Origin of the sequence: Pseudomonas sp. R1-43-08, from assembly GCF_003852255.1 — a bacterium.
GTDB lineage: Bacteria > Pseudomonadota > Gammaproteobacteria > Pseudomonadales > Pseudomonadaceae > Aquipseudomonas.
This window is the reverse complement of sequence record NZ_CP027734.1, coordinates 2,035,012-2,048,979: the sequence shown is the minus strand read 5'-3', so window position 1 is coordinate 2,048,979 and position 13,968 is coordinate 2,035,012. Positions and strand designations below refer to the sequence as shown.

Genomic DNA, 13,968 nt, shown 5'->3' with positions numbered 1-13,968 from the left:
TCAACGAGCAACATGGAAAGGGCCTGGCTCCACGAAAAGCCGGGCCTTTTCTTTATCGATCCCCCCGAAAGAACTCGGTCAACACGTAGGCGCTGGCTTGCCGGCGATGGCAACGCTTCAGCCCGACGCGCCGCACCTGATCAACGTTTCATACAGCGCTGATACCGCTCATCCACGCGCTTGGCGAACCAGGCCGTGGTCAGGTTGCGGGTGATCTTTGGGCTTTTGAGCACGATGCCCGGCAGGATGGCTCGCGGCAGCGGCTTGCCTGCGGCTTTATCGGCCAGGACGAATACGCGCTTGTAGAGCGTGGTGTCCTCAAAATCCAACTGATCACCCTGCTCCAGTTGGCTGCGGATGCTGGGATTGCGCATATCCAATTTCGCTCCCAGTGAACGCACCGCCAGTTCGGTGGTACCGGGCAGCAGCGAACCATAGCGAATCAAATCCCCATCCAGCGTCAATTCGGTGCCTGAGACACGGCTGACCGCAGCCTGGAACGCGGCATTGCGGCTGGCGTACCAACCCGCATTGAAATCGGCGAAGCGGTACAGCGGCTGGTCATAGCTCACCGGGTAGCCGAGTAAATGGGCGATGCCGAAGTACATGCCGCCACGACGCGTGAATACTTCGCGGCGAATCGTGCCGTCCACCGTGTAGGGATAACCCCGTGCCTGTTTTTGCGCGAAGTCGATGCTGACCTGCATCGGACCGGCGGTGTGCACCGGGTTGAAGCCGCCAAACAGTGTGTTGCCCAAGGGCACCACGCTGATGAAGTCGTCGAAGATCGCGCTCAGATCCTTCTCCGTGCGTGCGGCATTCAAACGCTCGGCGTAGGTTTTGCCGGTGGGCGAGCGCACTTGCAAGGCGCTGCGTACGACAAACGCCGGTACATGAACTTTCCCGGCACGCCGCAGGATTTCATCCTGGGCGATCGTGCCCATGCCTGGCACCGGTGGGTCGACCTGAAAGGTGGACTCCTGCTCGGTCACCGCCAGCACGGCGCAGATATTTTCGGTGCTGGGGTAGATCTTCTGGGTGTCGAACGCGGTGTAGATGTCCTGGGCCCAACCGTCGCGGTCCGCGACCTTGGCGGGGAGCAGGCGCACGATCTGCGCCTTCACCTCGGCCTCGCTGCGCTCGGGTTGTTGCGGCCCTCTCGAGGTGGAGCAACCGGCCAGCAGCAGCAAGGTGGCGAGGCAGAGGATCAGGCGGCTTGAATACATGAGGCTTCCTTGGTGGACGGCGGGCCGGGCAATGGGGATATCGACAGGCAAGTCTAACCGGGGTTCGTTGCTATGCCGAACGTGGTGCGGCGTTGGTTGAAAATTCCCACGTTAACGCCAGATAAGCTCTACTCCCCTGCCCTGAAAACCTCTGCAAAGTCCTTCGCCTGATTAAACAGTGCGAGGGAGTGCAGATGGTTTTTCCAGTGAGAGCCCTGATCGATGGGGCCCACCCATGATCGAAGCAACCGGCCGAGCCATTGGCTTTCTGGTGCTGGCCGCGATGGATTCAAAGACGCGGGACGTCGAATCCGTGCTCAGCGATTTCCGCGGGTGCCTCAACCACTACGATACCTGGGCACAGGGCTTTTTCAGCGCGTCGGCACTGGATGTGGAGCAGGTGTTCAAGGTCGGGAATGAGGTGGCGCTGGTCGCCCCGATCAACCGTTCGATCTTTCCTAGCAGCACCGTCGCTACATGCCAGGCCAACGGCACGCTGACGCTGGTGCATATGTTCCAGAGCTCGCGCTTCGTGCCGATCGGCAATACGCCGGTGATGTTGCAGCGCATCGATCCAGACGGTGGCCCGCTGGGCGAGCCGATCCATAAAACCATCGGCCCAAGCGGCATCCTCGAAGTCACCGAGTGCGACCGCAACCAGCGGTACCGGATCAGTTTCTACCCCGACGTTTCCTCGGCGCATTTCAAGGCGCTTTACGCCTCTTATCAGTCGGTCATCACGCCACTGGAAAGCTGGCTGCGCAGTGAATGGGACACCACCTTTGAACCGCTATGGAAGAACTATTCCGAAGCGAATTTTCTCCAGCGTTACCTCTCGCTGCACCGCGCTTATGCCCAAGGCTTTGGCGAAGTCCTCTACTCGGTTTGGGACAACATCACGCAGTTACTCCAGTGGTTGTCCGACCCGCTGGCCAACGCTGAAAAGCTGCTGCATTACCTTTCCCAGGACGAGCTTGAAAAGTTACTCGCGTTAAGTGCCGAGACCCTCGCCAAGGGTTTGCTGGTGCTCAGCGATGAGCCGTTGCTGTTCGTTCACCTGGCGGCTCTGGTCAGCTGGATGCGCATGCTGCCACCGCCGTATATGAACGAAATGCTCGGGTCGATTGGCGCCGAGATCGTCATCACCCTGTTATTGGGACTGGCGTCGGCTGGCATGGGTGTTGTGGTGCGCATCAGCACCAAAGTACTGGCCGGCATCAAGTCACGTCGGGTGCGCACGTGGCTGGAGCAGATAGCCACGCAGTTCGGCACAGCTCGCTTGGAGGGGCACACCGAAGCGCTTAAGCCGGTGTTGCTGGGCAGCGCCCCAATTCCGATCAAGGCGGTGCCGGTGGCGCCGTTGAAGGCGGGTGACACGCTGGTTTCGAACGCGGTGCCAGCGGTGCGTAGCAAGACCCAGCGTACGGCGTTGGCGCGGCAGGAGGCGGTGGATGATGTGCCTGCTGTTGCGTCGAATCCGAAGGGCGATGCGGCGGCTCCGGCGGATAAAACCGTTACGAACGGTTGCCCGGTGTCGATGGTCACCGGCGAAGAACTGCTGACCCTTACCGATGGCGCGCTGGATGGGATCTTGCCGTTCGAGTGGACGCGCTTGTATCGCAGCAGTGCGGTGGAAGTGGACTGTGGGTTGGGGTTTGGCTGGAGTCATGCGCTGGCGCAGCGGCTTGTGGTTGTGGGCGATTCGGTGGTGTGGACGGACCATGAGAATCGCTCGACCACCCTGCCCTTGCCGACGGTGGCTCGGCCGGCGATTACCAACAGCCTGGCGGAAGCGGCGATTTATTTGGGCTCGGTTCCTGACGAGTTGGTGCTGGCCCAGGCTTCTCGGTTTTATCACTTTTGCGACGGCGTGCTGACGGCGATCAGCGATGCGTATGACAACCGGTTGCGCATTTTCCGTGATCGGTTGGGACGGATTGAGCGGCTGGATAACGGCGTGGGCCGTTCGCTTTTGTTGCGTTATGAATTCGACCGCATCGTGGCGGTGGATTACCAGGTTCATCGCGCCACAGGGCATGAACCCTTCGTTTGGGTGACCGAGCAGAACGTCGTTGCCTACGCCTATGACGGCGCTGGACGACTGGTTTCAGCGACCAATGCCGTCGGTGAATGTGAGCGTTATCGGTACGACGAGCAGCACGTCATTCTTGAGCGCCAGCTGGCCGGCGGGGCGAGTTTCTTCTGGGAATGGGAACGCGCTGGCAAGGCAGCGCGCTGTGTCAGGCATTGGGCCAGTTTTTCGCAGATGGACACGCGGTATGCCTGGGGTGACGACGGGCGCGTCACCGTGCACAACGCCGACGGCAGCCAGGAAGTTTACGTACATGACCAGCGGGCGCGGCTGGTACAGCGCATCGATCCCGACGGCGCCCAGCATTTCAAATCCTACGACGACAAGGGCCGCCTGACCGTCGAGCAGGATCCGCTGGGCGCGGTGACGGCCTATCAATACGACGACGCCGGACGCTTGGTCGCGCTGTTTCCGGGGGATGATGAGCCGACGTCCTACGAGCATGACAACGGTTTCGTACGGGTTATGCGCCGTGGCCAAGCGGTCTGGAAATACGAGCGTAATGACCAGGGCGATGTCATTCGCCAGATCGATCCGGATGGCAACGCGGCCGATTACAGCTATGACAAACAGGGGCAACTGACCGAGGTCTGGTATCCCGACAACAGCTGCCATCGCTTGTGTGGAACGAACGCGGGCAGCTCGTTGAAGAGCAATTGCCCAATGGCGGGATCAAGCGATATCGCTATGACGACCTGGGCCGGCAGGTTGCGCATGAGGATGAGCAGGGCGCGCTGACCCAGTATCAATGGGACGCCGTAGGCCGCCTGCTGAAGCTGACCCAACCCGACGGTAGTTACCGGGAATTCAGCTACAACCCTTACGGAAAAATTACCGCCGAACGCGACGAGCTGGGCCAAGTCACCCGCTATGAATACGCCGATGGCCTGCACCTGATCAGCCGCCGCATCAATGCCGACGGCACCCAGGTCAACTACCGCTACGACAACGCCCGCTTACTGCTCACCGCCATCGAAAACGAAGTCGGCGAAACCTACCAGCTCGACTACCACCCCAACGGCCTGATCCAACAGGAAACCGGCTTCGACGGCCAACGCACCGCCTACGCCTACGACCTCAACGGCAACCTGCTGGAAAAAACCGAATACGGCGACGATGGCAGTCAGCTCGTCACTCAATATCAGCGCGACTATGCCGGTCGCCTCGTAAGAAAAACCCTGCCCGACGGCAGCGCTGTCGATTATGCCTACGACCGCCAAGGCAACCTCCTCAGCGTCGACGACGGCCACTGGTTTCTGGCCTACGAGTACGACCGCCAAAACCGCCTATCCGCCGAACACCAAGGTTGGGGCACTTTGCGCTTCGGCTACGACGCCTGCGGCCAGTTAAAAAACCTGCGCCTACCGGACAACAACTGCCTCACCTTCAACCACGACAAAGGCGGCCACCTCGCCACCGTCGAACTGAACGGTGCGTTGCTGACCTCCCACCTGTTCAAAGCCGGCCGCGAACACCAACGCCAACAAGGCCAACTGCTCAGCCATTACCACTATGACGAGCAAAACCGGCTACATACCCACGCCGTCACCCAACAGCAAAACCACCTCTACCAGCGCCACTACGACTACGACAAATCCGGCAACCTCACCCGCCTGCACGACACCCGCAAAGGCGAACACCTTTACCACTACGACCCACTCCACCGCCTGACCCGCGCCGACCATACGCAAGACGTACAAGAACGCTTCGACCACAACCCGGCCGGCAACCTGCTGATGCAGGACAGACCGGGCCCGGACATCGTTGCGGGTAATCGATTGATGATCCAAGGCGATCACCATTACGACTATGACGCCTTCGGCAGCCTCATCCGAGAACGGCGCGGCAAGGGTCATCAACTGGTCACCGAGTACCGCTACGACTGTCAGCACCGGCTAATCGGAATCACCAAGCCCAACGGCCAAACCGCCAGTTATCGTTATGACCCGTTTGGTCGGCGCATCAGCAAAACCGTCGATGGGAAAACCACCGAGTTCTTCTGGCAAGGCGACAAGCTGATCGCCGAACATCATGCGGAATGTCACCGCAGCTACCTCTACGAACCCGACAGCTTCCGCCCATTGGCACTGCTGGAAGGCTTCGGCCCACAAGAAACCAAGCCCTACCACTACCAACTCGACCACCTCGGCACACCGCAAGAACTCACCACGCCTGAAGGCGAAATCGTCTGGTCCGCCCACTACCGCGCCTACGGCGAAATCAGCCGTCTCGACGTCGGCAAAGTCGACAACCCACTACGTTTCCAAGGCCAATACTTCGATCAGGAAAGCGGCCTCCACTACAACCGTCATCGCTACTACAATCCTGATATTGGTCGTTACCTGACGCCTGATCCGGTGAAGCTGGCGGGTGGGATCAACGCGTACCAGTACGCGCCCAATCCTACTGGGTGGGTGGATCCGCTAGGTTTAAGTACATGTCCAGGCGCGGGGGATGTAAACCACAGCTTAATACGGAAAAATCTCACGGGCAGGGAAAGGTGGATGAGGGGACTCCCCCGCTACCCAGCTCAGAAAAAAAACGAGAATATCTATATCGCGGTGACTTAAGAGGACCAGACGAAATCTTTAATAATGGATTTGAAAGTCGAGGAGACAGCACAGACCTTTTCCTGCACGCCTTGAATAATGCCAGCCCTCCTAGCAAATTCGTCCCCACTTCAACCTCAAGGAAACAAGCGTTGGTATTTGCTTCAAACTTTGGATTCGAAGAGGGTTTCCTTTACACACTGAGGAAAATCCCTGGAAGAGACGTGAACAAAGAGCTCGGAAGGCTCTCAAAACATAAAAACGAATTAGAAATCGCAATTCCCGAACGAATAGATACCAAGGATATTTTAGGTGCATCGCCCGTTAATGAAGACGGAACCTTTAAGGGATATACAATTTTGAACCCGCATAGGAAATACCCATGAAATCACGTGAAATCACCATTATCAAAGACGGGATACGTGACAGTGCAGTGGTCACATATGAAGGAGGCAAACCTACCCTTTATCTATTTCTAAGCAACGGGATCCAAAAAACCTATACAGCAATGGACTTATACGATTGCTTCGGCTTATTAAGAGCTGATATGAAAGACACATTGTTTCTTTGCAAAGGCGCCAAAATCAACGTCCACACGTCAGGTATGTCTTCACATATGTCAAATGGTCTTGTTGCTTACGAACTGACGATGGGACAGCCAGAAGGGGAGCTTGTGCATATATTTTCTTATGAAGAAAACGATCTCACCAATGATATACAAGAGCAGCATGATTTCTGCCAGCGCTGGGCTGAATCGGTGCAAACTTAGCAAATGCATCTGTGACGAGCTCGCTCGCTACAGAATGTAGCATCTACCTAAACCCCCGCCAACGCCAAATCCATCGCAAAGTACGTAAAAATCAAATCCGCCCCCGCCCGCTTGATCGAGCCCAAGGTCTCGCGCACTACGCGGTCTTCGTCAATCGCTCCCGCCTGGGCGCCGAATTTGATCATTGCGTACTCACCACTCACCTGATACGCCGCCACCGGCAGGCGTGAGGCTTCACGGATGTCGCGGATAATGTCGAGGTAGGCGCCGGCCAGTTTGACCATCAGTGCATTAAAAACTAATAAATCTGTCCCCTTTTCCCCTCACCTGCTGCAACCCACTTTCTTAGCCATAGGGATCAATTGAATGCAATATATCGAGCACAACTCATTTTCAGAAGGAACGGACTTGCCCAATCATTAGAACCCATGAATATGGGAAAAATTGTAGGCGAAGGATACTCTGGCGACGAGATGAAATATAGCCAACAATCTAAAGCTCGAGTAATACTGAATAGAGACGGCAATCCCAAAACAGCCTATGCGGAATTATGATTATGAATAAAAGAGCACCCAGCATGTCAATAATTCGCGGACTGCTATTTACGTATGACATCGAGAATACCGACGACCCCAAAAGAGAAGAACTCATCGCATCAAAAGACGTAAATAGCAAAAAAGAACTCGTTGAGCTTTTTAACGAACTGACAAAACCAGAATTTCTGGAATACACCAAATCCGAGCAAAATTGGTTTATTGATTCAATTGAGCACTTCTTAATGACTGGTGATAGCTTTGATGATGTATTCAAAAAAATGACAACTTATTTCGGCGCCGAAGTACTCGACCAGCAAGAATTCATGAGGGTATTACTAAGCTGCTTACAACATTACGACCTAGAAGTCGTCACAAACGAACAACAACCCACGAACCGGCGGACCTGATCGCGACAGAATTGTTTCCGGCGATGCAAAAAGAAGCATCCGTTACGGCCTTCATGAAATGAACAGCAAGCCGAGCAAGCATCATTACCATGAGAAAACATGGACGTTTGAGCTAAAGACCAACACGGCGAATGTAGACAATACTGTTGTACGAGTCCCATTAACGAAGAAGTGAAATAAAAATACGAACTATCGATGTTTTTTCCGAACGAGAAATTTTATATGTGGAATTCAGCTCACCTTTTGAAAATGGCACGGCTTTCTGGCACGGCGCCAACCCCAGCGTCGGTCTACCCAGTAATCAACCCAAATAGAAGCTGAAAAATGAAAGAACTAGAGATATTCGTAATCAAAAATTCAACTCGAGAAACGGCAATAATAGAATGCGACGGAAGAACAGCAACACTTTCAATAACCTTTGCCAGCGGACTGAAAAAAACGTATAGCGAAGCAGATATCTATCTATGCTTTGGCTCATTAAGAAGAGAATTTAGTGATATTAAATTTCTATGTAAAAGTTCAAAAATAAATGTCTATCCTTCAGCCATGGCATCACAAATGTCTAGCGGCATCGTAGCTTATGAAACCCAAATAGGTGATTCCGATGCAAAACTCGTTCGTATATTCGACTATGAAGAAAACGAACTTACAAATGACATCAACGAACAGATTTCTTACCGCAAAAAATGGGCCGATTCACTGCAAATTTAGCTCGACGACCATGTGACAAGCAAACCCTGAGCCACAGAGCATAATAGAAAAATTCGACAGTTACTTACTCAAGGAATAAAACTAATCAGTATGGCCCGTTCAGTCAATTAGATCCATGTAGCCAGTTAAGTGGCTGCCGCCCAGTCCCACTCGAGCAAGTTAGCTCACCACAGAATTACGGCGTTATTAAATTTCTGCCAACACCTGACCTAGCTCCAAGGGGAGGTTAGCCGCATTGAATATTCCATACCAAACCCTAACAGAAAATAAAATGGAAACAAAAAATATAAAAGTAATAATCAACAACGAACACAAACAAGTCACCGTCAAATATGACCCAACGAAACTCACCATGACATTTTCAGAAGCCGAAAACTTTAAGAAAATTTATAGAGGAAGAGACCTGTATGTCTGCTTCGCAAACATTAGAGCGGATTTCCCGCATATCACCTTTCTATGTAAAGGGGCCAAAATAAATGTAAAACCATCAAGAATGGCCTCTCAGATGAGCGCTGGGCTTGTGGCATACGAAATGACTTTAGGCCAACAAGCAACCAAGGACAACATTGTCCATTTATTCGACTATGAAGAGGAAAACCTAACAAACAACCCACAGGATCAAATTGATTTCTTCAAGAAATGGTTAGAGTCATTAGGTGCGGAAGATTACGAAAAATTTAATTGAGCGCTGTTCAAAATCAGTATACAAGGTCGCCCTCCTACCCCTGTGACAAGCAAATCCGACCCGCTCACCACAGGGATAAATGGCGCCCTTAAACCCCCGCCAACGCCAAATCCATCGCAAAGTACGTAAAAATCAAATCCGCCCCCGCCCGCTTGATCGAGCCCAAGGTCTCGCGTACCACGCGTGCCTCATCGATCGCCCCCGCCTGGGCGCCGAATTTGATCATGGCGTACTCACCACTCACCTGATACGCCGCCACTGGCAGGCGTGAGGCTTCGCGGATGTCGCGGATGATGTCGAGGTAGGCGCCGGCCGGTTTGACCATCAGCGCGTCGGCGCCTTCCTGCTCGTCGAGCAGCGATTCGCGGACGGCTTCGCGGCGGTTCATCGGGTTCATCTGGTAGCTTTTGCGGTCGCCCTTGAGGGCGCTGCCGCCGGCTTCGCGGAACGGGCCGTAGAGGGCCGAGGCGAATTTGGTGGAGTAGGCCATGATCGGGATGTGGGTGAAACCGGCGTCGTCCAGGGCGCGGCGGATGGCCTGGACCTGGCCGTCCATCGCCGCCGAGGGCGCGATCACGTCGGCGCCGGCGCGGGCGGCGGCCACGGCTTGTTTGCCCAGGTTGACCAGGGTCGCGTCATTGTCGACGTGGGCGCCATGCATCACGCCACAGTGGCCGTGGTCGGTATATTCGCAGAAGCAGGTGTCGGACATCACGATCATTTCCGGCACGGCGTCCTTGATGATCGACGACATGCGCGAGACCAGGCCGCGTTCTTTCCACGTGTCGCTGCCGCTGGCGTCCAGATGGTGGGACACGCCAAAGGTCATCACCGACTTGATGCCGGCACGGGCATAACGCTCGATCTCGCCGGCCAGTTTTTTCTCAGGAATACGCAATACGCCCGGCATGCTGGTGATCGGCACGAAGTCGTCGATTTCTTCTTCGACGAAAATCGGCAGCACCAGGTCGTTGAGGGTGAATTCGCTTTCCTGGAACAAGCCACGCAGCTCCGGGGAGCGGCGCAGGCGACGGGGGCGGGCTTGGGGGAACTGGCTGGTCATGGCTTTCCTGAAAAAATGGCTGAAATCTTTGGGACCAAAGCTTATGCCCCAAGCACCCGCAGCACAAATGCCGAGGGCCCAACAGTGTATTGCGCGGCACGTAACAATTGCATTGATCTAGAGCTGTAGACGGCCTTCGATGCATACCGCAACGGCGCCGCCGACCCAAACTTCATCACCCTGGCGCTCGATACGAATACGCCCGACGCGGCCCATGACCGTGCCCTGGCTGACCACATAGCGCTCCGGCGCCAGGCCCTCGCTGAGCAACCATTGGGCCAGGCCGGCGTTCAAGCTGCCGGTGGCCGGGTCTTCCTGGGCACCGTCGCCGGCGATAAAGGCGCGCACCTCAAACTGTGCGTCCTCCCCATCGCAAGGAGCAATGATACCAACGGCCAACCCGAGCAGTTGCGCGTAGTCAGGCCTCACCTCCAGCACGGCCCGGCGATCAGCCAGCATCACCGCCAGCCAACCGGCGCCGTTATCCACCCATTGGCTGCGCACAATAGCGCCGGGCGCCAGGCCCAACCCCAGGCGCACACGCTCCAGCAGCGGCGCCTCGACAACGCTCGAACGCAACAGCGGTGGCGCGATAAACGCCAGTTCGTCGCCTTCACGTCGGATGCGGACCAAACCGATTTCGCACTCCTGAATGACCTCTTGCCCACGCGGAACACCGCCTGCGTGCAACCATGCCTGGCAACTGCCCAACGTCGGATGCCCGGCAAACGGCAGTTCGTGCAAGGTGGTGAAAATTCTCACCCGGTAATCGGCGCGTGGGTCACGGGGCTTCAGCAAGAACGTGGTTTCGCTGAGGTTGGTCCACTTGGCGAAGTCGGCCATCTGCTGGTCCGTCAGGCTGTCGGCCCCGAGCACCACGGCCAGCGGGTTGCCTTTGAAGGGCACGCTGCTGAATACATCCAGTTGCTTGAAATCGAAAGTCGGCATGCTTCAGCTCGGAATGTTCAGGCCACGGATCACCGCAGGGCGTGCGATAAAGCCATCCAACGCGCGCAGTACATTGGGGAAATCGGCGATACCCACCAGGTCGCCCGATTCATAGAAGCCGATCAGGTTGCGAATCCAGGGGAAAGTGGCGATGTCAGCGATGCTGTAGTCATCCCCCATGATCCAGGTGCGACCCAGCAGGCGTTTCTCCAGCACCTGGAGCAAGCGGCGGGACTCGGCGACGTAGCGGTCACGCGGGCGCTTGTCTTCGTAAGCCTTGCCGGCGAATTTGTTGAAGAACCCCACCTGGCCGAACATCGGACCGATCCCTGCCATCTGGAACATCAGCCACTGGAGGGTTTCATAGCGGGTGGCCGGGTCTTCGGAAAGCAACCGGCTGGTTTTTTCCGCCAGGTAAATCAGGATCGCGCCGGACTCGAACAACGCCAGCGGCTGCCCGCTTGGGCCATTGGGGTCGATGATCGCGGGGATCTTGTTGTTGGGGTTCAGGGACATGAACTCGGGAGACAACTGGTCCTGGGTGTCGAAACTGACCTTGTGTGCCTCGTAGGGCAGGCCCAGCTCTTCGAGCATGATCGATACTTTTACACCGTTGGGCGTAGGCAGCGAGTACAGTTGCAGGCGTTCCGGGTGCTGGGCGGGCCATTTGCTGTTGATCGGGAAAGCGGCAAGTGCGTTCATCGGAAGAGGTCCCTGGGCGGAAAGTCCCCATGATAGTCATCTGTTCGCCACCCTGCATGGGTCATCAATAAGCAACATTGCCTGGCTAGAATCCCATGGGCGAACCAAAACGCCCAAGCGCACTCTTAAATGCGCTCGAAGGGTGAATGGAGGCACCTGGCTATACCGACAAGGAACACCCCCAGGACGCACACTGCGCCATTGGGCCGGGCCTGTCCGCCTTAACCCGACGCACGAAGACTCGAACCCATAATGAAGATCAAGCCTCTGCGCCTTGTGCAACAATTCAAACGCCATTCATACATGATGTTACCGCTGCTGCTGGTCACCGCCGGCATTGTTACGGCATTGGATGCCCGCGAAAGCCGCGCACAATCGGTGGACGGCGTGCAAACCCTGGTCTTCCTGCGCCACGGCGAAAAACCTGCCGGCGGCCTGGGCCAACTCAATTGCCAGGGCCTGAACCGCGCCATGAACCTGGCCAGTGTATTACCGGAAAAATTCGGCAAGGCCGATTACGTATTCGCCGCCAACCCCACGCGCAATGTCGAGGAAGGCGAGCTGGATAACTCCTACAGCTATATCCGCCCACTGATGACCATCAGTCCCAGCGCAATCAAGCTGGGTTTGCCGGTCAACATCAAGTTTTCCGCGAACGACACCAGTGCCCTGGCCGATGAGCTGGTCGAAGACAAGTACCACAACGCAACGATCTACACCGCCTGGTCCCACGGTTACCTGCCGGAGTTGATCAACAAAGTCGCCAGTGAAGCGGCCGGCGAGAAGCACACCATCACCGAAGACTGGTCCGGTAACGACTATGACTCGCTGTACGTGCTGACACTGACCTGGCACAACGGCAAGGCCTCGCTGCTCAGTCGCAACTACAAGCAGGGGCTCAATAATGGTGAGGAAACCTGCCCGGATCCGACCCAGGTCAGCGCCGATACCTGAAGGTTGGGCGTCAGGCGCGTATGATGGCCGCTATTGACTCATCTGCGGATCATCTCCATGCCCAACCTCGCTTCTGCCCAGCCCAACCGGGGCTGGTCGTTCTGGTGCAAACCTGCGCTGTTTCTGTTGGTGGCCTGCATCGGCCTCTACTATGTGAAATGGTCGCCCTACTACCTCAAGGCTTTTGTAGCGGCCGATAACCACAGCATCGGCGCGTCGATTCTCAATGACCAGCAAAGCTCGCCCCTCGCGGCGGCGCTGGCCTATGCCCAGGTATATTTCCTGGCGATCTGGAAGGCCGCCGTATTGGCGGTAATCCTCGGTTCGCTGCTGCAGGTGTTGATCCCCCGCGACTGGCTGTTGCGCCTGTTTGGCCGCGCCGGCCTGGGATCGACCCTGCGTGGCGGGCTGTTCGCCTTGCCGGGCATGATGTGCAGCTGCTGCGCGGCGCCTGTCGCAGCGGGTATGCGGCGCCAGAAAGTATCGGTCGGTGCGGCGCTGGCGTTCTGGATCGCCAACCCGGTCTTGAACCCGGCCACCTTGGTGTTCATGGGGTTTGTGCTGGGCTGGGGCTTTACCGCGCTGCGGCTGGTGGCGGGGATTGTGCTGGTGGTGGGTGTGTCGTTGGTGGCGCAGCGCATTGCACGTCCGGAGCAAGTGCCGGAAGCGGCGCTGCAGGCTGTGGCCGAAGTCAGCACGGTTGAGTCCGAAGCTTTCCTGGCGCGCTGGTTACGGACCTTGTGGCAGCTATTCTGGAGCACCATCCCGGTGTATATCCTCGCGGTGCTGATCCTTGGCGCGGCGCGGGTCTGGCTGTTCCCCCATGTGGACGGGGCGATGGCCGACAGCCTGGTGTGGCTGGTACCGCTGGCGATTGTCGGCACGTTGTTCGTGATTCCTACGGCGGCGGAGATTCCCATCGTACAAACCATGATGACCCTGGGCATGGGCACCGGCCCGGCCGTCGCCTTGCTGATGACCCTGCCGAGCGTGAGCCTGCCGTCGCTGCTGATGCTGCGTAAGGATTTCGATGCGCGAGTACTGGTGACGGTGGCCGGGCTGACCATGCTGATGGGGGTGGTGTGCGGGTTGATCGGGGCGGTGATTCTTTAGCTTTTGCGTGAAGGCTTCAGTGCACCCCCGCGACCCAAGTGTGGGAGGGGGCTTGCTCCCGATGGCGGTCTGTCAGTTAAAATATGGGTGACTGCTGCACCGCAATCGGGGGCAAGCCCCCTCCCACATTGGGCCTGCGGCGTTTGGACTGGATCATCCGGCGCTCGAGAGCCAAAACTCCTGTTTCCCGGCATTAACTGAAGAAACCGGCTC

General features: G+C 56.6%; 10 protein-coding genes and 2 pseudogenes. 7 read left to right on the top strand and 5 right to left on the bottom strand.

Features of this window, described 5'->3' with window-relative positions:
* Positions 1–140 precede the first annotated feature (140 nt).
* Entirely contained in the window at positions 141–1,226 is a 1,086-nt protein-coding gene (locus tag C4J87_RS09450) for a DUF1615 domain-containing protein (RefSeq protein ID WP_124366549.1), read from the bottom strand.
* 235 nt (positions 1,227–1,461) lie between these two features.
* Between C4J87_RS09450 and C4J87_RS09445 the strand changes: the two are divergent.
* A pseudogene (locus C4J87_RS09445) lies at positions 1,462–6,253 on the top strand (RHS repeat-associated core domain-containing protein).
* On the top strand, positions 6,250–6,636 hold the full coding sequence (locus tag C4J87_RS09440) for a hypothetical protein (protein ID WP_124366548.1): 387 nt from the start codon (positions 6,250–6,252) through the stop codon (positions 6,634–6,636). The pseudogene C4J87_RS09445 and the gene C4J87_RS09440 overlap by 4 nt, the downstream one beginning before the upstream one ends.
* Before the next feature lie 47 nt (positions 6,637–6,683).
* Here the strand turns inward: C4J87_RS09440 and C4J87_RS09435 are convergent.
* Positions 6,684–6,929, bottom strand: a pseudogene (locus C4J87_RS09435) (porphobilinogen synthase); the annotation flags it as partial.
* Positions 6,930–7,213: 284 nt separating this feature from the next.
* Here C4J87_RS09435 and C4J87_RS09430 point away from each other — a divergent pair.
* The 3 genes from C4J87_RS09430 (at position 7,214) to C4J87_RS09420 (ending at position 8,975) form a co-directional block, all read left to right on the top strand.
* Entirely contained in the window at positions 7,214–7,579 is a 366-nt protein-coding gene (locus C4J87_RS09430; RefSeq protein WP_256680015.1) for a hypothetical protein, read from the top strand.
* A 324-nt stretch (positions 7,580–7,903) separates the two neighbouring features.
* Positions 7,904–8,290 (top strand): hypothetical protein, encoded by a 387-nt coding sequence (locus tag C4J87_RS09425; RefSeq protein ID WP_124366546.1) that lies wholly within the window; start codon positions 7,904–7,906, stop codon positions 8,288–8,290.
* A gap of 235 nt (positions 8,291–8,525) precedes the next feature.
* Positions 8,526–8,975: a hypothetical protein gene (locus C4J87_RS09420; protein ID WP_305955283.1), complete on the top strand. Its 450-nt coding sequence runs from the start codon at positions 8,526–8,528 to the stop codon at positions 8,973–8,975.
* A gap of 88 nt (positions 8,976–9,063) precedes the next feature.
* Here the strand turns inward: C4J87_RS09420 and hemB are convergent, their stop codons facing one another.
* From hemB to C4J87_RS09405, 3 genes are all read right to left on the bottom strand, one after another.
* On the bottom strand, positions 9,064–10,038 hold the full coding sequence (gene hemB, locus C4J87_RS09415) for a porphobilinogen synthase (protein WP_124366545.1): 975 nt from the start codon (positions 10,036–10,038) through the stop codon (positions 9,064–9,066).
* 117 nt (positions 10,039–10,155) lie between these two features.
* Positions 10,156–10,986 (bottom strand): PhzF family phenazine biosynthesis protein, encoded by an 831-nt coding sequence (locus C4J87_RS09410; protein WP_124366544.1) that lies wholly within the window; start codon positions 10,984–10,986, stop codon positions 10,156–10,158.
* 3 nt (positions 10,987–10,989) lie between these two features.
* Complete coding sequence (locus tag C4J87_RS09405) at positions 10,990–11,688, bottom strand: glutathione S-transferase N-terminal domain-containing protein (RefSeq protein WP_124362122.1); 699 nt, start codon at positions 11,686–11,688, stop codon at positions 10,990–10,992.
* Between the two features lie 252 nt (positions 11,689–11,940).
* On the opposite strand from C4J87_RS09405, the gene C4J87_RS09400 reads away from it, so the two are divergent.
* Both C4J87_RS09400 and C4J87_RS09395 read left to right on the top strand, forming a co-directional pair.
* Positions 11,941–12,642: a histidine phosphatase family protein gene (locus C4J87_RS09400; protein WP_124366543.1), complete on the top strand. Its 702-nt coding sequence runs from the start codon at positions 11,941–11,943 to the stop codon at positions 12,640–12,642.
* A 57-nt stretch (positions 12,643–12,699) separates the two neighbouring features.
* Positions 12,700–13,755, top strand: a complete 1,056-nt coding sequence (locus C4J87_RS09395; RefSeq protein WP_124366542.1) for a permease — start codon at positions 12,700–12,702, stop codon at positions 13,753–13,755.
* The last annotated feature ends 213 nt before the right edge of the window (positions 13,756–13,968 follow it).